Origin of the sequence: Vibrio crassostreae, from assembly GCF_041439375.1 — a bacterium.
Lineage (GTDB): Bacteria > Pseudomonadota > Gammaproteobacteria > Enterobacterales > Vibrionaceae > Vibrio > Vibrio crassostreae_D.
On the sequence record NZ_JBGONY010000049.1, the window covers coordinates 1 to 22,455 of the forward strand.

At 45.2% G+C, this 22,455-nt stretch carries 39 protein-coding genes; 29 read left to right on the top strand and 10 right to left on the bottom strand.

Going from position 1 to position 22,455, the window contains the following annotated elements:
- Positions 1–508: 508 nt before the first annotated feature.
- The 28 genes from rpsJ (at position 509) to rplQ (ending at position 14,159) form a co-directional block, all read left to right on the top strand.
- Positions 509–820, top strand: a complete 312-nt coding sequence (rpsJ, locus tag ACED45_RS17820) for a 30S ribosomal protein S10 (protein ID WP_004736761.1) — start codon at positions 509–511, stop codon at positions 818–820.
- A gap of 14 nt (positions 821–834) precedes the next feature.
- Complete coding sequence (rplC, locus tag ACED45_RS17825; protein WP_004736763.1) at positions 835–1,464, top strand: 50S ribosomal protein L3; 630 nt, start codon at positions 835–837, stop codon at positions 1,462–1,464.
- A gap of 16 nt (positions 1,465–1,480) precedes the next feature.
- Positions 1,481–2,083 (top strand): 50S ribosomal protein L4, encoded by a 603-nt coding sequence (gene rplD, locus ACED45_RS17830; RefSeq protein WP_004738803.1) that lies wholly within the window; start codon positions 1,481–1,483, stop codon positions 2,081–2,083.
- A complete protein-coding gene (gene rplW / locus ACED45_RS17835; protein WP_004736765.1) occupies positions 2,080–2,382 on the top strand; it encodes a 50S ribosomal protein L23 in 303 nt (100 codons plus the stop codon). The genes rplD and rplW overlap by 4 nt, the downstream gene beginning before the upstream one ends.
- Before the next feature lie 14 nt (positions 2,383–2,396).
- The gene (rplB, locus tag ACED45_RS17840) at positions 2,397–3,221 is read left to right on the top strand and encodes a 50S ribosomal protein L2 (RefSeq protein ID WP_010435149.1); all 825 of its coding nucleotides are present in this window, start codon (positions 2,397–2,399) and stop codon (positions 3,219–3,221) included.
- Positions 3,222–3,240: 19 nt separating this feature from the next.
- Positions 3,241–3,519, top strand: a complete 279-nt coding sequence (rpsS, locus tag ACED45_RS17845) for a 30S ribosomal protein S19 (RefSeq protein ID WP_004736729.1) — start codon at positions 3,241–3,243, stop codon at positions 3,517–3,519.
- 10 nt (positions 3,520–3,529) lie between these two features.
- Positions 3,530–3,862, top strand: a complete 333-nt coding sequence (rplV, locus tag ACED45_RS17850) for a 50S ribosomal protein L22 (protein ID WP_004736732.1) — start codon at positions 3,530–3,532, stop codon at positions 3,860–3,862.
- Between the two features lie 18 nt (positions 3,863–3,880).
- Positions 3,881–4,579: a 30S ribosomal protein S3 gene (gene rpsC, locus ACED45_RS17855; protein ID WP_004736734.1), complete on the top strand. Its 699-nt coding sequence runs from the start codon at positions 3,881–3,883 to the stop codon at positions 4,577–4,579.
- Between the two features lie 11 nt (positions 4,580–4,590).
- Positions 4,591–5,001 carry a 50S ribosomal protein L16 gene (gene rplP / locus ACED45_RS17860; RefSeq protein ID WP_004736736.1) on the top strand — a complete coding sequence of 137 codons (411 nt, stop codon included), beginning with the start codon at positions 4,591–4,593 and terminating at the stop codon, positions 4,999–5,001.
- The gene (gene rpmC / locus ACED45_RS17865) at positions 5,001–5,192 is read left to right on the top strand and encodes a 50S ribosomal protein L29 (RefSeq protein ID WP_004736737.1); all 192 of its coding nucleotides are present in this window, start codon (positions 5,001–5,003) and stop codon (positions 5,190–5,192) included. The genes rplP and rpmC overlap by 1 nt, the downstream gene beginning before the upstream one ends.
- Entirely contained in the window at positions 5,192–5,446 is a 255-nt protein-coding gene (gene rpsQ, locus ACED45_RS17870; protein ID WP_004736739.1) for a 30S ribosomal protein S17, read from the top strand. Before rpmC ends, rpsQ begins: the two co-directional genes overlap by 1 nt.
- 162 nt (positions 5,447–5,608) lie before the next feature.
- The gene (gene rplN, locus ACED45_RS17875) at positions 5,609–5,980 is read left to right on the top strand and encodes a 50S ribosomal protein L14 (protein ID WP_004736740.1); all 372 of its coding nucleotides are present in this window, start codon (positions 5,609–5,611) and stop codon (positions 5,978–5,980) included.
- Positions 5,981–5,991: 11 nt separating this feature from the next.
- The gene (gene rplX / locus ACED45_RS17880) at positions 5,992–6,309 is read left to right on the top strand and encodes a 50S ribosomal protein L24 (protein WP_004738792.1); all 318 of its coding nucleotides are present in this window, start codon (positions 5,992–5,994) and stop codon (positions 6,307–6,309) included.
- A gap of 24 nt (positions 6,310–6,333) precedes the next feature.
- Positions 6,334–6,873, top strand: coding sequence for a 50S ribosomal protein L5 (gene rplE / locus ACED45_RS17885; RefSeq protein ID WP_004738790.1), 540 nt, complete (start codon positions 6,334–6,336; stop codon positions 6,871–6,873).
- 16 nt (positions 6,874–6,889) lie between these two features.
- Positions 6,890–7,195 carry a 30S ribosomal protein S14 gene (gene rpsN / locus ACED45_RS17890; protein WP_004738789.1) on the top strand — a complete coding sequence of 102 codons (306 nt, stop codon included), beginning with the start codon at positions 6,890–6,892 and terminating at the stop codon, positions 7,193–7,195.
- A gap of 29 nt (positions 7,196–7,224) precedes the next feature.
- Positions 7,225–7,617 carry a 30S ribosomal protein S8 gene (rpsH, locus tag ACED45_RS17895; RefSeq protein WP_017061309.1) on the top strand — a complete coding sequence of 131 codons (393 nt, stop codon included), beginning with the start codon at positions 7,225–7,227 and terminating at the stop codon, positions 7,615–7,617.
- A 10-nt stretch (positions 7,618–7,627) separates the two neighbouring features.
- Complete coding sequence (gene rplF / locus ACED45_RS17900; RefSeq protein WP_017063712.1) at positions 7,628–8,161, top strand: 50S ribosomal protein L6; 534 nt, start codon at positions 7,628–7,630, stop codon at positions 8,159–8,161.
- A gap of 9 nt (positions 8,162–8,170) precedes the next feature.
- Complete coding sequence (rplR, locus tag ACED45_RS17905; protein ID WP_004738784.1) at positions 8,171–8,524, top strand: 50S ribosomal protein L18; 354 nt, start codon at positions 8,171–8,173, stop codon at positions 8,522–8,524.
- A gap of 14 nt (positions 8,525–8,538) precedes the next feature.
- Positions 8,539–9,039, top strand: a complete 501-nt coding sequence (gene rpsE / locus ACED45_RS17910) for a 30S ribosomal protein S5 (protein WP_017061307.1) — start codon at positions 8,539–8,541, stop codon at positions 9,037–9,039.
- 7 nt (positions 9,040–9,046) lie between these two features.
- Positions 9,047–9,223: a 50S ribosomal protein L30 gene (rpmD, locus tag ACED45_RS17915; protein WP_004736756.1), complete on the top strand. Its 177-nt coding sequence runs from the start codon at positions 9,047–9,049 to the stop codon at positions 9,221–9,223.
- 5 nt (positions 9,224–9,228) lie between these two features.
- Positions 9,229–9,663 (top strand): 50S ribosomal protein L15, encoded by a 435-nt coding sequence (gene rplO / locus ACED45_RS17920; RefSeq protein WP_004736758.1) that lies wholly within the window; start codon positions 9,229–9,231, stop codon positions 9,661–9,663.
- A gap of 20 nt (positions 9,664–9,683) precedes the next feature.
- Positions 9,684–11,018 (top strand): preprotein translocase subunit SecY, encoded by a 1,335-nt coding sequence (gene secY / locus ACED45_RS17925; RefSeq protein WP_004738781.1) that lies wholly within the window; start codon positions 9,684–9,686, stop codon positions 11,016–11,018.
- A 41-nt stretch (positions 11,019–11,059) separates the two neighbouring features.
- Positions 11,060–11,173: a 50S ribosomal protein L36 gene (rpmJ, locus tag ACED45_RS17930; RefSeq protein WP_000868186.1), complete on the top strand. Its 114-nt coding sequence runs from the start codon at positions 11,060–11,062 to the stop codon at positions 11,171–11,173.
- Positions 11,174–11,321: 148 nt separating this feature from the next.
- Positions 11,322–11,678, top strand: a complete 357-nt coding sequence (gene rpsM / locus ACED45_RS17935) for a 30S ribosomal protein S13 (RefSeq protein ID WP_004738779.1) — start codon at positions 11,322–11,324, stop codon at positions 11,676–11,678.
- 19 nt (positions 11,679–11,697) lie between these two features.
- On the top strand, positions 11,698–12,087 hold the full coding sequence (gene rpsK, locus ACED45_RS17940; protein ID WP_004738778.1) for a 30S ribosomal protein S11: 390 nt from the start codon (positions 11,698–11,700) through the stop codon (positions 12,085–12,087).
- Positions 12,088–12,118: 31 nt separating this feature from the next.
- A complete protein-coding gene (gene rpsD, locus ACED45_RS17945; protein WP_004738777.1) occupies positions 12,119–12,739 on the top strand; it encodes a 30S ribosomal protein S4 in 621 nt (206 codons plus the stop codon).
- 22 nt (positions 12,740–12,761) lie between these two features.
- A complete protein-coding gene (locus tag ACED45_RS17950) occupies positions 12,762–13,754 on the top strand; it encodes a DNA-directed RNA polymerase subunit alpha (RefSeq protein WP_004729813.1) in 993 nt (330 codons plus the stop codon).
- Positions 13,755–13,778: 24 nt separating this feature from the next.
- Positions 13,779–14,159: a 50S ribosomal protein L17 gene (gene rplQ, locus ACED45_RS17955; RefSeq protein WP_004729812.1), complete on the top strand. Its 381-nt coding sequence runs from the start codon at positions 13,779–13,781 to the stop codon at positions 14,157–14,159.
- A 225-nt stretch (positions 14,160–14,384) separates the two neighbouring features.
- Here the strand turns inward: rplQ and ACED45_RS17960 are convergent, their stop codons facing one another.
- Together ACED45_RS17960 and ACED45_RS17965 are read right to left on the bottom strand one after the other, a co-directional pair.
- Positions 14,385–14,879, bottom strand: coding sequence for a DUF2780 domain-containing protein (locus ACED45_RS17960; protein ID WP_327785114.1), 495 nt, complete (start codon positions 14,877–14,879; stop codon positions 14,385–14,387).
- A gap of 134 nt (positions 14,880–15,013) precedes the next feature.
- Entirely contained in the window at positions 15,014–15,634 is a 621-nt protein-coding gene (locus tag ACED45_RS17965; RefSeq protein ID WP_008220519.1) for an FKBP-type peptidyl-prolyl cis-trans isomerase, read from the bottom strand.
- Between the two features lie 213 nt (positions 15,635–15,847).
- Between ACED45_RS17965 and ACED45_RS17970 the strand changes: the two genes are divergently transcribed.
- Positions 15,848–16,432, top strand: a complete 585-nt coding sequence (locus ACED45_RS17970; RefSeq protein ID WP_371714632.1) for a LysM-like peptidoglycan-binding domain-containing protein — start codon at positions 15,848–15,850, stop codon at positions 16,430–16,432.
- A 44-nt stretch (positions 16,433–16,476) separates the two neighbouring features.
- On the opposite strand, the gene ACED45_RS17975 is transcribed toward ACED45_RS17970, so the two are convergent.
- The 8 genes from ACED45_RS17975 to ACED45_RS18010 form a co-directional block, all read right to left on the bottom strand.
- A complete protein-coding gene (locus ACED45_RS17975) occupies positions 16,477–17,325 on the bottom strand; it encodes a DMT family transporter (protein WP_371714633.1) in 849 nt (282 codons plus the stop codon).
- Positions 17,325–17,777 carry a GNAT family N-acetyltransferase gene (locus ACED45_RS17980; RefSeq protein ID WP_371714634.1) on the bottom strand — a complete coding sequence of 151 codons (453 nt, stop codon included), beginning with the start codon at positions 17,775–17,777 and terminating at the stop codon, positions 17,325–17,327. The genes ACED45_RS17975 and ACED45_RS17980 overlap by 1 nt, the downstream gene beginning before the upstream one ends.
- Positions 17,778–17,834: 57 nt before the next feature.
- Positions 17,835–18,401: a Crp/Fnr family transcriptional regulator gene (locus ACED45_RS17985; RefSeq protein ID WP_048659300.1), complete on the bottom strand. Its 567-nt coding sequence runs from the start codon at positions 18,399–18,401 to the stop codon at positions 17,835–17,837.
- A 71-nt stretch (positions 18,402–18,472) separates the two neighbouring features.
- Positions 18,473–20,227: a lysophospholipid acyltransferase family protein gene (locus ACED45_RS17990; RefSeq protein ID WP_371714635.1), complete on the bottom strand. Its 1,755-nt coding sequence runs from the start codon at positions 20,225–20,227 to the stop codon at positions 18,473–18,475.
- A 12-nt stretch (positions 20,228–20,239) separates the two neighbouring features.
- Positions 20,240–20,683, bottom strand: coding sequence for a hypothetical protein (locus ACED45_RS17995; RefSeq protein WP_017096575.1), 444 nt, complete (start codon positions 20,681–20,683; stop codon positions 20,240–20,242).
- Positions 20,684–20,693: 10 nt separating this feature from the next.
- Complete coding sequence (locus tag ACED45_RS18000) at positions 20,694–21,131, bottom strand: YHS domain-containing (seleno)protein (protein WP_371714636.1); 438 nt, start codon at positions 21,129–21,131, stop codon at positions 20,694–20,696.
- A gap of 12 nt (positions 21,132–21,143) precedes the next feature.
- Positions 21,144–21,893 (bottom strand): NRDE family protein, encoded by a 750-nt coding sequence (locus ACED45_RS18005; protein ID WP_371714637.1) that lies wholly within the window; start codon positions 21,891–21,893, stop codon positions 21,144–21,146.
- Positions 21,894–21,895: 2 nt separating this feature from the next.
- A complete protein-coding gene (locus tag ACED45_RS18010) occupies positions 21,896–22,438 on the bottom strand; it encodes a hypothetical protein (protein ID WP_371714639.1) in 543 nt (180 codons plus the stop codon).
- Positions 22,439–22,455: the final 17 nt, after the last annotated feature.

Here is a 22,455-nt window from a genome sequence, read left to right on the forward strand (position 1 = left end):
TCGCAATCCGCGAAGGTGGCCGTACAGTTGGTGCTGGTGTTGTAGCTAAAATCTTCGCTTAATATCATTTAGATTTTTGCACACTCTTCATTAGAAGAGCACGCATCTGAAAAGGGGAGCTTCGGCTTCCCTTTTGTTTTCTCGAAAGAAATATTACCTTCCATCTATCTTCTTCCCTCTCGATACAAAACCAACTTCCAATAAATTCCGATTATTTTTCCAACACTACTTGCATACTAAAGTGTGATCTGTATAATGCATCGCACTGGCTAACGCTGGTTGTGAACCAATGAGCACTGAGGAGTAGGTCTTACCTAGTAATGTATACTCAGCTTATGTTCGCGGTTAATAAAAATAGTAAACTTTTTGTTTGCTTCAAAAGTTAACTGACAATGCGTCCTAATTTTGGATGCTACGGTTTCACATAAATCAATCGGCATTCTCTCGTTTTATCGGGCTTGAGTGGCGATATTGTTTGTGTAATTTTTAATAATTGGAGCTCTGTCTCATGCAGAACCAACGTATTCGTATCCGCCTTAAAGCGTTTGATTACAAGCTAATCGATGCTTCAACTGCGGAAATCGTTGAAACAGCAAAACGTACTGGCGCACAGGTTCGTGGTCCTATTCCACTTCCTACTCGTAAAGAGCGTTTCACTGTTCTTACCTCTCCACACGTCAACAAAGATGCACGTGATCAGTACGAAATCCGTACTCACAAGCGTTTGATCGACATCGTTGAGCCAACAGATAAAACTGTTGATGCTCTAATGCGTCTTGATCTTGCAGCTGGCGTTGATGTTCAAATCAGCCTAGGTTAAGGGAGATAAGAATAATGATTGGTCTAGTCGGACGTAAAGTGGGTATGACCCGCGTATTTACTGAAGAAGGCGTTTCTATCCCAGTAACTGTTGTTGAGGTTGAAGCGAACCGTATTTCTCAAGTTAAAACTCTTGAGACAGACGGCTACGCAGCAATCCAAGTAACTACTGGTGCTAAGAAAGCTAACCGTGTAACTAAACCTGAAGCTGGTCACTTCGCGAAAGCGGGTGTAGAAGCAGGTCGCGGTCTTTGGGAATTCCGTTTAGAAAACGGCGAAGAGTTTGAAGTTGGCGCTGAGCTAAACGTAGAACTTTTCAACGAAATTAAAAAAGTAGACGTTACTGGTACATCTAAAGGTAAAGGCTTCCAAGGCGCTATCAAGCGTTGGAACTTCTCTACTCAAGATATGACTCACGGTAACTCTTTGTCTCACCGCGCACCGGGTTCAATTGGCCAATGTCAAACTCCAGGCCGCGTGTTTAAAGGCAAGAAAATGGCAGGTCACATGGGTGCTGAGCGTGTAACGACTCAAAACCTAGAGATCGTACGTGTTGACGCTGAGCGCAATCTACTCCTTATTAAAGGTGCAGTACCGGGCTCAACAGGCGGAAACGTGATCGTAAAACCTGCTGTTAAAGCATAACGTCTAGGAGTAAGTAATGGAATTGATGGTTAAAGGTGCTGATGCACTAACTGTTTCCGAGACTACTTTCGGACGTGACTTCAACGAAGCTCTTGTACACCAAGTAGTTGTTGCATATGCAGCAGGTGCTCGTCAAGGTACTCGTGCTCAAAAGACTCGTTCTGAAGTATCTGGCGGTGGCGCTAAGCCATGGCGTCAAAAAGGTACTGGCCGCGCACGTGCTGGTACAATTCGTAGCCCAATCTGGCGTACAGGTGGTGTTACTTTTGCTGCGAAACCACAAGATCACAGCCAAAAAGTAAACAAAAAAATGTACCGCGGTGCTATGAAGAGCATTCTTTCTGAGCTAGTTCGTCAAGAGCGTTTAATCGTTGTTGATAACTTCTCTGTAGAAGCACCAAAAACAAAAGAACTTGTAGCTAAGCTTAAAGAGCTTGAGCTAAGCGACGTTCTGATTGTGACTGGCGAAGTAGATGAAAATCTATTCTTAGCTGCTCGTAACCTATACAAAGTAGATGCACGTGATGTTGCTGGTGTTGATCCAGTATCACTAATCGCTTTCGACAAGGTTCTAATGACTGCTGACGCAGTTAAGCAAGTTGAGGAGATGCTAGCATGATCACTGAAGAGCGTATCTTAAAAGTTCTACGTGCTCCGCACATCTCTGAAAAAGCAACTATGGCAGCTGAGAAAGCGAACACTATCGTTTTCAAAGTAGCTAAAGATGCAACTAAGAAAGAGATCAAAGCAGCTGTAGAAAAGCTATTTGAAGTTGAAGTTAAGTCTGTAAATACTCTTGTTTTAAAGGGTAAGACCAAACGTCAAGGTATGCGTGAAGGCCGTCGTTCAGACGTGAAAAAAGCCTACGTTACTTTGAAAGAAGGTCAAGATCTTGACTTCGTTGGCGGCGCGGAATAACAGGAGTAGTAAAAATGGCTATTGTTAAATGTAAGCCGACTTCCCCTGGTCGTCGTCACGTCGTTAAAGTTGTTAACGCTGACCTACACAAGGGTAAGCCATACGCACCACTTCTAGAGAAAAACTCTAAGAACGGTGGTCGTAACAACAACGGTCGTATTACAGTACGTCACATCGGTGGTGGTCATAAGCACCATTACCGTGTAATTGACTTCAAACGTACTAAAGATGGCATCCCAGCGAAAGTTGAGCGTCTAGAATACGATCCAAACCGTAGTGCTAACATCGCTCTAGTTCTGTACGCAGACGGTGAGCGTCGTTACATCATTGCACCTAAAGGTGTTAACGCAGGCGACCAGATTCAATCTGGCGTAGATGCTGCAATCAAAGCAGGTAACACTCTGCCGATGCGCAACATCCCAGTAGGTTCTACTGTACACTGTGTTGAACTTAAGCCTGGTAAAGGTGCTCAACTAGCTCGTTCGGCTGGTGCTTATGCTCAAATCATCGCTCGCGATGGTGCATACGTAACTATCCGTCTACGTTCTGGTGAGATGCGCAAAGTACTTTCTGAAGGTCGTGCAACGATCGGTGAAGTTGGTAACTCTGAGCATATGCTACGTGAACTTGGTAAAGCTGGTGCTTCACGCTGGCGCGGCGTACGTCCAACCGTACGTGGTGTAGTAATGAACCCGGTGGATCACCCACATGGTGGTGGTGAAGGCCGCACATCTGGTGGTCGTCACCCAGTTTCTCCTTGGGGCGTTCCTACTAAGGGCTTCAAGACTCGTAAGAACAAGCGCACTGACAAGTACATCGTACGTCGTCGCACTAAATAATTTATAAAGAGGAATCGCCATGCCACGTTCTCTCAAGAAAGGTCCTTTTATTGACCTACACTTGCTGAAGAAGGTAGAGAAAGCGGTGGAAAGCGGAGACAAAAAGCCTATTAAGACTTGGTCCCGTCGCTCAATGATCATCCCAACAATGATTGGTTTGACCATCGCTGTCCATAATGGTCGTCAGCACGTTCCAGTTTTCGTTACCGAAGAAATGATCGGTCACAAACTGGGCGAATTTGCACCAACTCGTACTTATCGCGGTCATGCTGCAGATAAGAAAGCTAAGAAGAAATAAGGAGTAGATGATGGAAGCTTTAGCTAAACATAACTTTGCTCGTATTTCTCCACAGAAAGCTCGCTTAGTTGCAGACCAAATTCGCGGTAAGTCGGTAGACCAAGCTCTAGAAATTCTAACTTTCAGCAACAAAAAAGCTGCTGTATTAGTTAAGAAGGTTCTTGAGTCAGCTATCGCTAACGCGGAACATAACGAAGGTGCAGATATCGACGATCTAAATGTCGCTAAAATCTTCGTAGATGAGGGCCCTATCATGAAGCGTATTATGCCTCGTGCTAAAGGTCGTGCGGATCGTATCTTGAAGCGTTCAAGCCACATCACTATTGTTGTAGCAGATCGCTAAAGACTAGGAGAGTAAGCAATGGGTCAGAAAGTACATCCTAATGGTATTCGTCTTGGCATCGTTAAGCCTTGGAATGCTACATGGTTTGCTAATACCAACGAATTCGCTGACAACCTAGACGGCGACTTCAAGGTACGTCAGTTCCTTACAAAGGAACTACAAAAAGCATCATTATCTCGTATCGTTATCGAGCGTCCAGCTAAGAGCATCCGTGTGACTATTCACACTGCTCGTCCTGGCGTTGTTATCGGTAAGAAAGGTGAAGACGTAGAGAAGCTACGCGCAGCTGTAGCTAAAATCGCAGGTGTACCAGCGCAAATTAACATCGCTGAAGTACGTAAGCCTGAGCTAGATGGTCAGCTTGTAGCTGATAGCATCGCGTCTCAACTAGAGCGTCGTGTTATGTTCCGTCGTGCAATGAAGCGTGCGGTACAAAATGCTATGCGTCTAGGCGCTAAAGGCATCAAAGTACAAGTAGGCGGCCGTCTTGGCGGTGCTGAAATCGCACGTTCTGAGTGGTACCGTGAAGGCCGTGTGCCTCTACACACTCTACGTGCAGACATTGATTACGCAACTTCTTCGGCTCACACTCAATACGGTGTGATCGGCATTAAAGTTTGGATCTTCAAAGGTGAGATTCTAGGCGGTATGCCAGCTGCTAACGCAGTAGAGCCAAAAGGCGATAAGCCTAAGAAGCAGCGTAAAGGCCGTAAGTAAGGAGTCGAACGATGCTACAACCAAAACGTACTAAGTTCCGCAAGGTTATGACTGGTCGTAACCGTGGTCTAGCTAAAGGTACTGAAGTAAGCTTCGGCGAATTCGGTCTTAAAGCTGTTGGCCGTGGTCGTCTGACTGCACGTCAAATCGAAGCGGCACGTCGTGCTATGACACGTCACATTAAGCGTCAAGGTCAAATCTGGATCCGTGTATTCCCAGACAAGCCGATTACTGAAAAGCCTCTTGAAGTTCGTCAAGGTAAAGGTAAAGGTTCAGTTGCGTACTGGGTTGCTCAAATCCAACCAGGCAAAGTTATGTACGAGATGAATGGCGTACCTGAAGAGTTGGCACGTGAAGCGTTCCGCCTAGCGGCACGTAAACTGCCTGTTAAAACTACTTTTGTAACTAAGCAGGTGATGTGATGAAAGCACAAGATCTACGCGAAAAGAACGTTGAAGAGCTTAACGCTGAGCTATTGAATTTGCTACGTGAACAGTTCAACTTGCGCATGCAAGCTGCAACTGGTCAACTACAGCAAACTCATACTCTAAAAGCTGTACGCCGTGACATCGCACGTGTGAAAACTGTTTTGACTGAAAAGGCAGGCGCATAATGAGCGAAACTAACCGCATCCAGCAAGGCCGTGTAGTAAGCGACAAGATGGACAAGTCTATCGTTGTTGCTATTGAACGCACTGTAAAACACCCAATTTACGGTAAGTTCATCAAACGCACGACTAAAGTACACGCACACGACGAAGACAACACTTGTGGCCTAGGCGACAAAGTTGAAATCGCTGAGTGTCGTCCTCTGTCTAAGACTAAGTCTTGGACATTGGTTAAAGTTCTAGAAAAAGCGAAGATTTAATCTTTGTAATTCTATAACTTATAAGCGGCTCCAAATAATTTTTTGGAGCCGCTTGTTTTTTGTCTACCCAATTTAAAAAAAGGGTGGTACAATTCGCGTCCCTTTTAAAGAGGCAGCCCGACCCGAGAGGGTCTAGTTTTAATATTTAGCGGAGCACTAACAATGATCCAGATGCAAAGTACACTTGACGCAGCAGATAACTCTGGCGCGCGCAAGGTAATGTGTATTAAGGTTCTGGGTGGCTCTCACCGCCGTTATGCACATATCGGTGACGTCATCAAGGTTACAGTGAAGGAAGCGATTCCTCGCGGTAAAGTAAAAAAAGGTGATGTTCTGAAGGCGGTAGTAGTGCGCACCCGTAAAGGCGTTCGTCGCCCAGACGGTTCTGTCATTCGCTTCGACAGTAATGCTTGTGTATTGTTAAATGACACTACTGAGCAACCAGTCGGCACACGTATCTTTGGTCCTGTGACTCGTGAACTTCGTAACGCGAAATTCATGAAGATTGTATCACTAGCACCTGAAGTTCTGTAAGGAGCGGCAATATGGCAGCTAAAATCCGTCGTAATGACGAAGTAATCATTCTTGCTGGTAAAGATAAAGGCAAGAAAGGTAAAGTAACTAAGGTTCTGACAACTGGTAAAGTTATCGTTGAAGGCATCAACCTTGTTAAGAAACACCAAAAGCCGGTTCCGGCTCTAGGTCAACAAGGTGGCATCGTTGAACAAGAAGCAGCTATTGATGCTTCTAACGTTGCTGTTTTTAACGCGGCTACTGGTAAAGCAGACCGTATCGGTTTCCGTATCGAAGATGGCAAGAAAGTTCGTTTCTTCAAATCTAACGGCGAAACTGTTTCTAACTAATTAGAAGTAATTTGGAGTTCTACTATGGCGAAACTGCATGATTACTACAAGTCGTCTGTAGTCGCTGAGCTTACCAAAGAGTTCAGCTACACAAGCGTCATGCAAGTCCCTAGGATTGAGAAAATCACCCTAAACATGGGCGTTGGTGAAGCAATCAACGATAAGAAACTGCTAGAAAACGCAGCAGCTGATATGGCAACGATCTCTGGTCAAAAGCCACTTATCACTAAAGCGCGTAAATCTGTAGCTGGTTTCAAAATTCGTGAAGGCTACCCAATTGGTTGTAAAGTAACCTTGCGTGGTGAGCGCATGTGGGAATTTTTAGAGCGTTTAATCTCTATCGCACTTCCACGTGTACGTGATTTCCGTGGTGTTAGCGCTAAGTCTTTTGACGGTCGCGGTAACTACAGCATGGGCGTTCGCGAGCAAATCATCTTTCCGGAAATCGACTACGATAAAGTCGATCGTGTCCGCGGTCTTGATATTACTATCACGACTTCTGCGGGTTCCGATGAGGAAGGCCGAGCTCTGCTGGCTGCCTTTAACTTCCCATTCCGTAAGTAAGGGTAGGGTTACTGTTATGGCTAAACAATCAATGAAAGCACGTGAAGCTAAACGTGCAAAACTAGTAGCTAAGTTCGCTGAAAAGCGTTCTGCGCTAAAAGTTATCATTAGCGATGTAAACGCATCTGAAGAAGATCGTTGGAATGCGGTTCTTAAACTGCAATCTCTTCCACGTGATTCAAGTGCATCACGTCAGCGCAACCGTTGCAACCAAACTGGTCGTCCACACGGTTACCTACGTAAATTCGGTCTAAGCCGCATTAAGGTTCGTGAAGCTTGCATGAAAGGCGAGATTCCGGGTCTTCGTAAGGCTAGCTGGTAATTGCCACTTAATCATTTGGAGTAAATCTTATGAGCATGCAAGATCCGATTTCGGATATGCTGACCCGAGTTCGTAACGGTCAGGCAGCAAACAAAGTTGCTGTAAAAATGCCTTCTTCAAAGCTTAAAGTTGCAATTGCTGCATTACTTAAAGCTGAAGGTTACATCGTAGACTTCGCTGTTAACAGCGAAGCAAAACCTGAGCTAGAAGTTACTCTTAAGTACTTCCAAGCTAAACCTGTAATCGAGCAAATCAAGCGTGTATCACGTCCTGGTCTAAGAGTTTATAAAAATAAAGACTCTTTACCTACAGTGATGGGTGGTCTTGGTATTGCAGTTGTTTCTACTTCCAAGGGTCTGATGTCTGACCGTGCTGCTCGTAAAGCAGGTCTTGGCGGTGAAATCATCTGTTACGTAGCTTAAGGAGTAGATTATGTCTCGTGTTGCTAAAGCACCTGTCGCTATTCCAGCTGGCGTAGAGGTGAAACTAAACGGCCAAGAAGTTACTGTAAAAGGTAGCAAAGGTGAGCTTACTCGCGTTCTTAACAGCGCCGTAGTTATTGCACAGGAAGAAACCAACCTAACTTTCGGTCCGAAAGAAGGTGTTACTAACGCATGGGCACAAGCTGGTACAGCTCGCGCTCTAGTTAATAACATGGTTGTGGGTGTTACTGAGGGCTTCACTAAGAAGCTAACTCTTAAGGGTGTTGGTTACCGTGCTGCTATGAAAGGCAACTCTGTAGCTCTAACTCTTGGTTTTTCTCACCCAGTAGAGCACGCTCTACCTGAAGGTATTAAAGCTGAGTGCCCTAGCCAAACTGAGATCATCATTACTGGTTGCGATAAGCAAGTAGTAGGTCAAGTTGCGGCTGACATTCGTTCTTACCGTGCTCCTGAGCCTTACAAAGGCAAAGGTGTTCGTTACGCAGATGAAAATGTGCGTACTAAAGAAGCTAAGAAGAAGTAAGGTATCACTATGGATAAGAAAGCATCTCGCATCCGTCGTGCTACACGTGCACGTCGTAAGATTGCAGAACTTGGTGCAACTCGCCTGGTAGTACACCGTACTCCTCGCCATGTTTACGCACAAGTTATCGCGGCAAACGGCTCTGAGGTTATCGCAGCTGCTTCTACTGTAGAAAAAGCGATCCGTGAGCAAGTTAAGAACACTGGTAACGTTGATGCAGCTAAAGCAGTTGGTAAAGCTGTTGCTGAGCGCGCTCTTGAAAAAGGCGTAGCTTCAGTTGCATTTGATCGTTCTGGTTTCCAATACCACGGTCGAGTAGCGGCGCTAGCAGAATCTGCTCGCGAAGCTGGTCTGAAATTCTAAGGTAGGGTTGGAAGATGGCTAAAGAACAACAACAAGCTAATGATTTGCAAGAAAAGCTGATCGCAGTTAACCGTGTATCTAAGACGGTTAAAGGTGGTCGAATCATGAGCTTTACTGCACTAACAGTAGTTGGTGACGGTAACGGTCGCGTAGGTTTCGGTTACGGCAAAGCTCGTGAAGTACCTGCTGCGATTCAAAAAGCAATGGAAAAAGCGCGCCGTAACATGGTTACAGTATCGCTTAACGAAGGCACTCTTCACCACCCGGTGAAAGGTCGTCATTCGGGCTCTAAAGTTTACATGCAGCCAGCTGCAGAAGGTACAGGTGTTATTGCCGGTGGTGCAATGCGTGCTGTACTTGAAGTTGCGGGCGTACATAACGTACTTTCTAAAGCATACGGTTCAACGAACCCGATCAACATCGTTCGTGCAACGATTGGTGCTCTAGTAGACGTTAAGTCACCAGAAATGGTTGCTGCTAAACGTGGTCTAACTGTTGAATCTATTTCGGAGTAAGCACACGATGGCAACTATTAAAGTAACTCAAACTAAAAGCTCAATTGGTCGCCTACCTAAGCACAAAGCGTGTCTTAAAGGTCTAGGTCTTCGTCGCATCAACCATACAGTAGAACTTGAAGATACTCCGTGCGTACGCGGTATGATCAACAAGGTTTACTACATGGTTAAGATTGAGGAGTAATCAGAATGCGTTTGAATACTCTATCACCGGCTGCTGGCTCTAAACCTTCTAAGAAGCGTGTAGGTCGTGGTATCGGTTCTGGCCTTGGTAAAACAGGTGGCCGCGGTCACAAAGGTCAAAAGTCACGTTCTGGCGGCTCTGTTCGTCCAGGTTTTGAAGGCGGTCAAATGCCTCTAAAACAACGTCTACCTAAATTCGGTTTCACTTCTCGTAAGAGCCTAGTGTCTGCTGAAGTTCGTCTAGCTGAGCTAGCGAAAGTAACAGGTGACGTAGTTGATCTTAACAGCCTTAAAGCTGCTAACGTTATCACTAAGAACATCGAATTTGTTAAGATCGTTCTTTCTGGTGACCTAAGCAAAGCTGTGACTGTTAAAGGTCTACGCGTGACTAAAGGCGCTAAAGCTGCAATCGAAGCTGCAGGCGGTAAAATCGAGGAATAATCTCGAGGAACGAGGTACAGATGGCTAAGAAACCAGGACAAGATTTTCGTAGTGCTCAGAGCGGCTTAAGTGAACTAAAGTCGCGCTTATTATTCGTAATTGGTGCACTTTTAGTATTCCGAGCCGGCTCTTTTGTGCCGATCCCTGGTATTGACGCAGCTGTACTTGCCGATTTGTTCGATCAGCAAAAAGGTACCATCGTTGAAATGTTTAACATGTTCTCCGGTGGTGCTCTTGAGCGTGCATCTATATTAGCATTGGGTATCATGCCGTACATTTCGGCATCGATCGTAGTCCAATTGCTAACTGTAGTTCATCCAGCGTTAGCGGAACTCAAGAAAGAGGGTGAAGCAGGCCGTCGTAAGATAAGCCAATATACACGCTACGGCACGCTTGTACTTGCAACATTCCAAGCTATTGGTATCGCAACAGGCTTACCAAACATGGTCGACAATCTGGTTGTTATCAACCAAACCATGTTTACGCTTATTGCTACCGTGAGTTTAGTAACTGGTACCATGTTCTTAATGTGGTTAGGTGAACAAATCACTGAGCGAGGAATCGGTAATGGTATTTCCATTCTGATTTTTGCAGGTATTGTTGCTGGATTGCCTTCTGCAATCGGTCAAACAATCGAGCAAGCGCGTCAAGGTGAATTGCATGTGCTTCTTCTGCTGTTGATTGCTGTATTGTCTTTTGCTGTTATTTACTTCGTAGTTTTCATGGAACGTGGTCAACGCCGTATCGTCGTTAACTATGCGAAACGTCAACAAGGTCGTAAAGTTTTTGCAGCACAAAGCTCTCACTTGCCTCTTAAGATTAATATGGCAGGTGTTATTCCAGCGATTTTCGCATCAAGTATTATTTTGTTCCCAGGAACATTAGCGCAGTGGTTTGGTCAAAATGGTGAAAGCAGCGCGTTCGGTTGGTTAACTGACGTGTCATTAGCTCTTAGCCCAGGTCAACCTTTGTATGTAATGCTTTATGCAGCAGCTATCATCTTCTTCTGTTTCTTCTATACAGCGTTGGTGTTTAACCCACGTGAAACAGCTGATAACTTGAAGAAGTCTGGTGCATTCGTACCCGGTATCCGCCCAGGTGAGCAGACAGCGAAATATATCGATAAAGTGATGACTAGACTAACCCTTGCGGGCGCTCTATACATTACTTTTATATGTCTGATTCCTGAATTCATGATGGTCGCGTGGAACGTTCGTTTCTACTTCGGCGGCACATCACTACTAATCGTAGTGGTAGTTATCATGGATTTCATGGCACAGGTACAGACTCATCTGATGTCACAACAGTATGATTCTGTGTTAAAGAAAGCGAATCTGAAAGGTTACGGCCGTTAATTCGGTGGTAATTATTTCGATTCCATTTACGGAGTTTAGCAATGAAAGTTCGTGCTTCCGTTAAAAAAATCTGCCGTAACTGTAAAGTTATCAAGCGTAACGGTGTCGTTCGCGTGATTTGCAGTGAGCCAAAGCATAAGCAACGCCAAGGCTAATTAGCAGAAATTTTTACTTGAAATACAAGGTAGAGTCGAGTATATTCCTCGGCCTACCTTTTGCGTGCAAAAGAAGTAGTATGCCGCAGCGTATCCATAACGGGCTTTGCTGCGGATAATTCTTTTATGAACCCCTTAGGAGTGAATAATGGCCCGTATAGCCGGCATTAACATTCCTGATCATAAGCATTCTGTAATTGCACTTACTGCAATCTACGGTATCGGTAAAACTCGCTCTCAAGCTATTCTAGCTGAAGTGGGTATTGCTGAAGATGCTAAGATCAGTGAACTAACTGAAGAGCAGATCGATCAACTGCGTGATGGTGTAGCTAAGTACACTGTAGAAGGTGATCTACGTCGTGAAGTATCGATGAACATCAAGCGTCTTATGGACCTTGGCTGTTACCGCGGTCTTCGTCATCGTCGCAGTCTACCACTACGTGGACAGCGTACTAAAACCAACGCTCGCACCCGTAAGGGTCCGCGCAAGCCGATCAAGAAATAGTCGGATAAGGTAGAGTACAATGGCAAAACAACCAACTCGCGCGCGTAAGCGCGTACGCAAGCAAGTAGCTGATGGCGTAGCGCACATTCATGCTTCTTTCAACAACACAATCGTAACTATCACTGACCGTCAAGGCAACGCTCTTGCATGGGCTACAGCAGGTGGTTCAGGTTTCCGTGGTTCTCGTAAATCTACTCCGTTCGCAGCACAAGTTGCAGCTGAGCGTTGTGGTGAAATGGCTAAAGAATATGGCCTAAAGAACTTGGAAGTTATGGTTAAGGGTCCAGGTCCAGGTCGCGAATCTACTGTTCGTGCACTGAACGCTGCTGGTTTCCGTATCACTAACATTGTTGATGCGACACCAATCCCTCATAACGGTTGTCGTCCACCTAAGAAACGTCGCGTTTAAGTTTCGTTTCTAGGAATATTGGAGAAAGATCATGGCAAGATATTTGGGTCCTAAGCTGAAGCTTAGCCGTCGCGAAGGTACTGACTTATTCCTTAAGTCTGGTGTCCGTGCGATCGATACCAAGTGTAAAATTGATAACGCACCAGGTGTACACGGCGCTCGTCGCGGTCGTCTATCTGAGTATGGCGTTCAGCTTCGTGAGAAGCAAAAAGTTCGTCGTATCTACGGCGTTCTAGAAAAACAATTCCGCAACTACTACAAAGAAGCTGCACGTCTTAAAGGCAACACAGGTGCAAACCTGCTTCAGCTTCTTGAAGGTCGTCTTGATAACGTAGTTTACCGTATGGGCTTTGGCGCTACTCGTGCTGAATCTCGTCAACTAGTTAGCCACAAGTCTATCCTAGTTAACGGTAAAGTTGTAAACGTTCCTTCTTTCAAAGTAGCGGCAAACGACGTTGTTTCTATCCGCGAGAAAGCTAAACAGCAATCTCGTATTAAAGCGGCTCTAGAAGTTGCTGAACAACGTGAAAAGCCAACTTGGATTGAAGTAGATGCTGGCAAAATGGAAGGTACATTCAAGCGTATGCCTGAGCGTTCTGACCTATCAGCTGACATCAATGAACACTTGATCGTCGAACTTTACTCTAAGTAAGGTTAAAAAAAGAGAGGACACAATGCAGGGTTCTGTAACAGAATTTCTTAAGCCGCGTCTTGTTGACATTGAACAGATCAATACGACACACGCGAAAGTAACTCTTGAGCCATTAGAGCGCGGTTTCGGCCACACTCTAGGTAATGCTCTTCGCCGCATTCTTCTATCTTCTATGCCGGGTTGTGCCGTAACAGAAGTTGAAATCGAAGGTGTGCTACACGAATACAGCACTAAAGAAGGCGTTCAGGAAGATATCCTGGAAATCCTTCTAAACCTTAAAGGTTTGGCTGTACGCGTTGCTGAAGGCAAAGATGAAGTGTTTATTACACTGAACAAATCAGGCTCAGGCCCTGTTGTTGCAGGTGACATCACCCACGATGGTGATGTAGAGATCGCTAACCCTGAGCACGTAATTTGTCACCTAACGGATGACAATGCTGAGATCGCTATGCGTATCAAAGTAGAACGTGGTCGTGGTTACGTTCCAGCTTCAGCTCGTATCCATACTGAAGAAGATGAGCGTCCTATCGGTCGTCTACTAGTTGACGCTACTTACAGCCCGGTTGATAAAATCGCTTACGCTGTAGAAGCGGCACGTGTAGAACAACGTACCGATTTAGACAAGCTTGTTATCGATATGGAAACGAACGGTACTCTAGAACCTGAGGAAGCAATCCGTCGTGCAGCTACTATTTTAGCTGAACAACTGGATGCGTTCGTAGATCTTCGTGATGTACGTGTACCTGAGGAGAAGGAAGAGAAGCCAGAATTCGATCCTATCCTACTACGTCCTGTAGACGATCTTGAACTAACAGTTCGCTCTGCTAACTGTTTGAAAGCAGAAGCGATTCACTACATCGGTGATCTTGTACAGCGCACTGAGGTTGAGCTACTTAAAACGCCAAACCTTGGTAAGAAATCTCTTACAGAGATTAAAGATGTGCTTGCTTCACGTGGTCTGTCTCTAGGCATGCGTCTAGAAAACTGGCCACCAGCGTCAATCGCTGAAGATTAATCGAAAAGTTAGAAGGATTAGGTCATGCGCCATCGTAAAAGTGGTCGTCAACTCAACCGCAACAGCAGTCATCGCAAAGCGATGTTCAGCAACATGGCTAGCTCTCTTGTTCGTCACGAAGTTATTAAAACTACCGTGCCTAAAGCAAAAGAACTACGTCGCGTAATTGAGCCATTGATTACCCTAGCTAAGACAGACAGTGTTGCTAACCGTCGTCTTGCATTTGCTCGCACTCGTGATAACGAAGTTGTGGCAAAACTATTTAATGAACTAGGCCCGCGTTTCGCGGCTCGCCAAGGTGGTTACACTCGCATTCTTAAATGTGGTTTCCGTACTGGTGATAAAGCTCCAATGGCTTACATTGAGCTTGTAGACCGCCCAGCTGCTGAAGAAGCTGCTGAGTAATCTATACTAGATTCTTAATACAAAAGCCGAGCATTAGCTCGGCTTTTTTGTATCTGTAGAATAAGGAAATCTATACTAAGTAATTGCACCACGATGTTTGGCATTTCTGCTTGTCTTATCTGCTCCATTTTTCAAAAATATCTCGTATCTCGTATCTCGTATATCTTTTCTTTCACGCATAAAAAAGAGCACCGAAGTGCCCTTATCAGATTTCCATACTAGTTATTATTGCCATACAGCAGCAAGTGAATCCATTAGACCGCTTGTTGCGCCTTGCGACTGCAGTGCTTGAAGAACGATTGGCGCAAATGTTGAAACCATCGATGAGTCCATTCCTAGACTTGTGAAGGCACTTTCAACCGCACTTTGCGAGTTAAGTAGTGATGATAGTCCAGTTGACTCAAGAGTCGACATGCCAGGAATAAGTGTCGCGAGTTCTTTGTTGTCGGCTGTGCCAAGTGAATTTTGTGCAAGGGCCAACATTGAACCGATGCCGCCAATTGCTTGATCGCTGGTAACAGAAGCTTGGTCAGCGACAGTATCTGCAAGAGGTGTTGTTTCATTCTGTTGAGACCACATATTCACTGCTGCCATTAGTGCAGTTTGTGATAGTTGGGAATAATTGGTATCTGATGATGAACTGGTTTGTTCTGAGTCGCTAGTGCTAGCGCAAGAGACAACAGCAAGGCTGCTTAAAACTGTGATGAGTACTTTCTTCATTATTCGTCCTTAAGTAATAAAGTAATTTACTCTTTCACTATAAACGAAAAACGGCGATGTAGTCACATCGCCGTTGGATTATTTCAATTTTATTTGCCTATAGTATTTTGTTTTACTATAGAATTTTATAAAAATTAAAGAATTGCTAGAAGTTCTACTTCAAATACTAGAGCAGCAAATGGTGGGATTGCAGCACCTGCGCCGCGCTCACCGTATGCTAGATCTTGAGGGATGTATAGCTTCCACTTAGAGCCAACAGGCATCATTTGTAGAGCTTGTACCCAACCTTGAATTACGCCAGTTACTGGGAATTCAGCAGGTTGACCGCGAGATACAGAGCTATCGAAAACAGTACCGTCAGTTAGTTCACCGTGGTAGTGAACACGTACTTGCTTGTCTGCAGTAGGGATTTCGCCAGTACCTTCAGTTAGTACTTCGTACTGAAGACCAGACTCAAGAACTGTTACTTCTGAACGAAGAGCGTTGTCAGCTAGGAAAGCTTCGCCGTCAGCAGCAGCAGCTTTAGCTAGTTCTTGACGTGCAGCTTCACCACGAGTGTGTAGCTCTTGTAGTGCGTTGTTGATTTCGTCAACTTCGATAGCTGGCATGTCACCAACTAGAGCTGTTGCAATACCAGCAGCGATTGCGTCAACGTTTAGGCCTTCAAGACCAGAACCAGCAAGTTGTTGGCCCATTTGTAGACCGATACCGTAGCTAGCTTTTTGCTCTACAGTTTCAAATTTTACTTCAGACATGAAAAGTCACTCTTTTTGTCAGTACGAAAAGGGTAAGAATACCAGTATTAGCAGCGTGAAGAAACGGCTAGCCCCTGATCACTTACGCTTTACCGTGTCCAAATCACAGCTATGTCAATTTTCTTGCTTTGGTCTCTGTTGTAGCGGAAAGATCTATACTGTTGGTACTTTGGTTTTTATACTGTAGTTATTCAATGTATAGGACGCAGTGGCATGAATCGTCGTCAAAAGAAAAAACAGAAAGTAGACCACTTAGCAGAGTTCAAGGATCGACTGAATCAGGTCAAAGAGAAATTGAGTTCGATCGATGTGAAGAAAATGAAAACCTCGACAGCGCAAACTTGGGGCTCATTGCCGAAGTTACACCAAAGACTGTTGATGGTGATTTCTCCTATCGTACTGATATTACTTTTTGTGCCGCTACCAGAACCTAAAGTAGACGTTGCGCCAACAACATCGCGCGTTGAGCTAGAGATAAACACCGTTGGCTTAAGCGAACAGCAAAATGCCAAGAACAGTTCATCAGAACCGAGCAACAACAACTGGCAGGAGTACCTCGTAAAGCAAGGGGATACGTTAGCACAGGTTTTTCGAAACAACGATTTACCGTTGTCGGACTTGAATGCGCTAGTGCGTATTGAAGGCTCAGACAAACCACTAAGTCAGATTCGTAAAGGCCAGTTAGTTCGATTCAAACAGGCCGAGACCGGGCAGCTTGATATCCTGCAGTTAGAGAAAGGCAACACATCGGTGATGTTCTTCCGCTTGTCTGATGGCGGCTTTGGCCGTAGTAAATAAGTGCCTTGTTTGAGTTACGAACTCAACAGCATGATAGAAAAGAGCTAAGCATTAGCTCTTTTTTTTGGTCGCTTGAAAGGGGCGAGTGGCAAGATGATCAGCATGATACCGATAAAGGTTAATGTATCTGGAATCTCATCGAACCAAATGGCGCCTATTAGCGCGACAAACACCAAGCCTGAATATTCAGCCAAGGCGATTTGGCTTGAGTGTGCTTTCTGATAGGCGGCAACCGCAAGTCCGTTATAGCTCAAGATGAGTGTTGCGCTGAGTGCTATGTATCCTAAGTGCTCGATAGATACCGGTTGCCAATACAACAAGCACAGTAGTAACGATACAGGTATGGAGAAGAGGGTTGTCCACCACAGCGTCGTCACTACAGATTGCTCACTAGGAAGCTTCCTTACCAGTACGTTAAATAGGGCAAGAGTTAGTGCTGTCCCCAATGCAAACAGTGCTGCCCAGTGGAACTGAGAAGGCCGCAATACGATTAGCGCGCCAATAAAGCCGACAGTGGTGGCGATGACCTTGCCTAGCGCAGGTTGCTCTTTGAGTAGAAACATAGAAAGAGGCAACATCAATAGGGGCGCTACGTAAAACACAGCGTTGGCGGTTGCTAAAGATAAATGAGTGATTGCCACAACCATACACCCACTGCCAATTAATATTAGTTGGCCTCGTATGAAGGTGACTTTGGCTTGCTGTAAGCGTCGTTGTTCCTTTTTCTGCTGCAACCACAATGGGGTGATGATCAGCAGAGATATCAACTGTCGGAAAAAGATATATTGAAGAGGCGGTACTTCGCCATTCAATAGTTTTACTGCTACGTCCGAAAGCGAGGCAAACAGGTTACCTGCGATCAGTAGTAGGATACCGACAGTGATATTCGACATTACTTCTCTAATCTCATATCGACGTGCGGAATATCATCTTCCAGATACATCTCAGAGATCGTCTTGAATCCATGACTTTCATAGAAGCTTTCTAGGTGCTCTTGTGCACCAATATCTATGGTCGTGCCAGGCCAAAGAGACTCACAGTGTGTTAATGCTTCTTTCAATAATTGGTGTCCTAAGCCATCGCCTCTTGCCGATTGCTTGGTCGCCACTCGGCCGATGCTGGTGTTGTCATAACTCGTGCCCGGAGGCAATAAGCGAGCACATGCCACTAGCTCCTCATCTACGTAACCAAGAAGGTGATGAACACCAGCGAGTGTGTCTTTACCGTCAAGCTCTGGATAAGGGCAGGTTTGCTCAACCACAAATACATCTACTCGTAATTTAAGTAGTTGATAAAGCTGATGTGTTGAAAGTTCAGAGAAAAGAATTGAGTGCCAAGTGATCATGTTTACATCCAGAGGTTATCGATGCTCTGAATGTACTATGCGTGATGATTGTTGGCATTAACTATTGTTAATTCGACCTTTAATTCTGCTCAAACTTATCGCGGTTATTCCTAAGTAGGCGGCAATTTGATTGTCGTTGAGGCGTTGTTCAAGGTCTGGGTAGTGTTCGCAGAAAAGCTGGTAACGTTGCTCAGGGGTATAAAGCAGCATGAAGCGTTCTTTGTTTTCCTTATGCATCAGTTGTGTTTCTAACAGCTTTAAATACAAAGGGTTATTCGATGCACGCCACTCGATTACCGCATTCATTGGCAGTTCTAACATTGTGATGGGTGTTAGTGTTTCAAGCAGATACGGGGAAGCTTGGTTTTTTATCAGACTCTCAAAACCGATGATCCAATCTTGTTCCCAGTAGAACTCTTTGCTGTATTGCTTACCATCATCAGTGAGGTAGCAAGCATGGCACAAGCCTTCAAGTACGAAGTAGATTGAGCCAGCCATCTCACCTTGGTTAATAAGAATGTGTCTGGTCGGTAGCTCAAGTGGCTTGGCGACGGCGACTAGAGATTCAATCTGACTTTCTGAGAAGTCGAAGCTTTGCAGTTGTTCGATAAAAGAGGTGTGCATGAAAATAACCTAACCCAAATAAGTGCCGAAATCATCGCACTTATTTGAGTGTAGGTACAGAGCGGGCGAATTCAGCGTCGTGCGTGTTGCTCTAGGTAATCTTGAGCAAGTTCTCGACCCATGTATTTGCCTAAGGTCTTCAATGGTACCTTCTTAAGGTTCACGACAATCAAACCATCTAAGGCATCATTAAATGATGGGTCGACGTTAAAGCAAACCAGTTTCCCGTTCATCCCTAGGTATTGGCGCAATAATACCGGTAAGCCTTTTCCTTGTTCCATCCGTGCTAATACTTTTGAAAGTAGGGGCACACTCGCCAGTGACGATAATAGATGATTCTGCCAGAACACATGACTACTGGTATTGAGCGGTGATGAAGGGGAAACCAGATTGGCCTTTTCCTCATCGTAGTGGTGAATCGATAAGGTTGTTGCTATCAACAGGCGTGCATTGTGGCTGTAATCATTACTGATACTGACCGGGCCAAATAGGTGGGTGTATTGAGGATGACGAGACACAAAGGTCGCGATACCTTTCCATAGCAATAACAGTGAGTTAAGGCTCTTTTGGTAAGGCTTGCTCACTACAGAGCGACCAAGCTCAATGCTGTTGTCTAACGTATCGATAAACTCTTGGTTATAGTTAAATAGACTGCGGGAATAGAGTTGGTCCAACCCGTGCTCTGCGATTAACTTGTCGACCATACCCAATCGATAAGCGCCGATCAATTCTGCCTTAGTTTTGTTCCACACAAACAGTTGGTGGTAGTAAAGGTCGTACTCATCTAAATCACAAGCAAGCCCACTGCCTTCTCCAACTTCACGGAAGCTCTCTTCTCTGACTCGACCAATCTCACGCATTAAGTTTGGAATAGATTGGCTTGGCGTGCAGTAGACCTCGTAGTCGCCTTGTTCGAGCAGCTTCATCTCTTCAGGGAGTGAGCCTACCTCAATTGCCAATACTTCGGGTGATATTGGCGCTATCACTTGAGTATCGAAAGAAGGCGCGTGGATTGGTGTATTCGTACTATCTTGTTGACTCATTAGGTAGGTATTAAGTCGTAGGTAGTTGACGATATCCATCTCTTTTTCAAACGATTTTATCTCTGAATACGGAATCGATGAGCCAATCGAGATAGAGATAGTTGTCGCTTGTTTATTAAGAAGTTCACGCCCGAGTAGAGCGGTTCTCAACAGTGGATGTACACGACCCGCTTGGTAGAAAAGCTCACTGTTTTTTCCATTGATAAAGATAGGAACCGTAGTGGCTTGATGACGTTTAACGAACTTCGCGACTGATTTGCTCCATTCGATATCCGTCAGTGTTTTTGCCCCTTTACGATAACTTGATACTTCCCCAGCAGGGAACACGATCAACAGCCCGCCATCGGCTAGGTGACGATTGGCATCACGAATGGCTTTGGCATTGGTGCGTTTCGACTCTTTACTATTAAAGACATCAACGCCAATGAAAAGATCATCCAGTTCAGGTAGTCGCTTGAGCAATTCATTCGCCAACACCTTCACATCCTTCCTGACTGATCCTACGAGATCGGCAAGGATCACACCTTCAATGGCGCCAAGTGGGTGGTTCGCCACAATCACGACAGGCCCTTCTTCCGGGATATTCTCTGTGCTTCCTGATGCAACCGAGTAGTCGATATTAAGTGCCGATAGGGTGTAATTCATGAATTCAAAGCTAGATAACTCGTTTTTTCGATCTTGGTAGAGTCGGTCTAGCTTAGATAGCCCAGTTGCCCACTCGACAACAGACTCACCTAAACCAAAAGGCGTGTAACGTGGTAAACGAAAAGGACTATCAATCATAATGAAGCTACCTTATTGACTAAAGTTGTTTAGGAAACCGTCTTGATTCTTGAAATCTTTCACACTTAAAAAAGCACCGCATAACCACACTAGGCATGCCATGCCAAACAATAATCCACCGTCGTAACCGACAATTTCACCCGCAGCATTGAACTCAGGCATTTGAATGCCGAGCGGCGTAAACAGGTGGAAAAATATCGCACCACTCATGATGCCAACGCTCATAATGGCACCCAGGCCGTGCCAACGAGTGAAGAGCAAAATGGCAGCAATCAATTCAGCGAATCCAATCAAGTAGCCGCCAAACGAGCCGAACCAACTGAGCCCTGACCATGTCGCGAGCGTGCCAAAGATATGCTCTGTCTCGTATGAGCCAGTGAACTTAAAGAACAGCGACTGAATAAACACAAACGCGATAAATGCCGCAGGGATATGTTTGGCTGGAGTGAATGTCATGATTATTCCCTTACTTAATCAGTTGCGGCCAAACTTTATCGGCTTGTTGAATATGCTGTGCTTGGTCTTGCTCCCAACGCAGCTTAATCTCTTGGTCATAGTTGAGGTAAAGCTTGTTATCAACAATCGTCCATTGATGTGGGTCACCCGGTGCAAAGTCACTCTTCGCTGATACTGCCCAAGCGCAATAGCCACTATATTGAGGGGCATATTTTTCAGGATTATTAACAAATAAAGTCAGATTCTTTTCAGAAGAGAAATACCAATCCGCCCCTTTGTACTCGGTGCTGAATTTTTTACTGCCTTCAATGGGCTTACCGGAAGTGAAATACGCGACGGTATCGTAGCCATCGAGCGCCTTACTGCTAAAGAAACCAGTGTAGATTTCATCGGCGGCAAATACGTACGGGCTAACAAGTAGCAGAACCATAGTTAATAGTTTTCTCATGATGGACTCCATCTATAGATTGATTGCGGGTGATAAATCGAACGTAAAGCGCTGTTGATTTATCTGGCATTGCTTAATGGGTTCACAAGGCGAGCCGGGTGCATAAAACATCGAGGCTTGGCCATGTAGATTATGTAAGTGTGTAAAGCTCACCGTATGTGCGTCTTCACGATGCATACAGGTCGCTAAATGATGCTGTTCACTATGATGGTGAGAGTGAAATTGAAGTAAGTTCTGCTGATTCTTGCCTGTTGTCATAAGTTGATCGTATTTTGCTTGTCGGTAGGCTTGTACTCGCTCTAAATCAACACCGGATGAGAAGAGTGGAGAATCAGTGTTGACGATGTGCTGTTGAATACCATCCCACATGTAGGCGATAACCAAACCATTGTTCTGAGTTAAATTCGGCGCGAAAGCCAACAAGGTAAAGGGGGAAAAAGAGTGCAGATCGAGCTTATGAAATGCTTCAGAGAGCTGACTGATATTACGACTCGATGATAGGTTCTTGAGTAACAAACCACGGCTGACTAAAAGTCCATCAGGTACGATGCCTTGATAGTTATTGAGTAGGCATAACGAAAGCCCGAACTCATTGATACTGATCCAGCTACCACCGCCGGTTGGGTCGAGTGGCATGATGATATCGACGCCGTTAACTCGATATTGTTTAGGTGGCATCGCCAGTGCCCGTGTCTTTTGTTCATCACGATTAAAGAAGACCTGATAGCCATTGTCTTCAAGCAGCCAAGATACTGAACACATGATTATTGCTCCCTCAGATAGCTGCTGGTGGTTGGGGCATAACCAAAGGTGTTGCATGTTTCGACATCAAGAAAGGTCGTGATCACCTTGATCATCGCGTAATGATGATTGGCGTGCAGCGCAGCAAAGGTGACTTCTCTTTCTAGCGTAGAAGGTAGGCTTGCAAACACCTGAACATCCATCGAAACCTCGGTTTGGATCATGATAGGCGCTTCGAGATCTCTGCGGTCTAATCGTTCAAGCCAGTTGATCACGTAATGGATCTCTTTTACTGCGATTGACCTGTCGAATTCGACAGGGTGACCACGGCGACGAGTGTTGTAATCAACGGTCGCGTTCTCTTTTAAAATAAGCGCATGAAAAAGATCGAGCGTGTGGCGAGTATGCTCACCAATAGAGCTTGTGACGTGCGGATTCGCTCGTGTCAGGTAGTCGCTGTCAGATATCGTTAACAAAAACTCTAAACCCTGATTCAATATCTCTACCGCTCCCTTGATACTAGGAGAGAAAGAAGTGAGGACGCTCGGTTGGGCTATGGGGTTCATTCATTGTCCTCGTACAA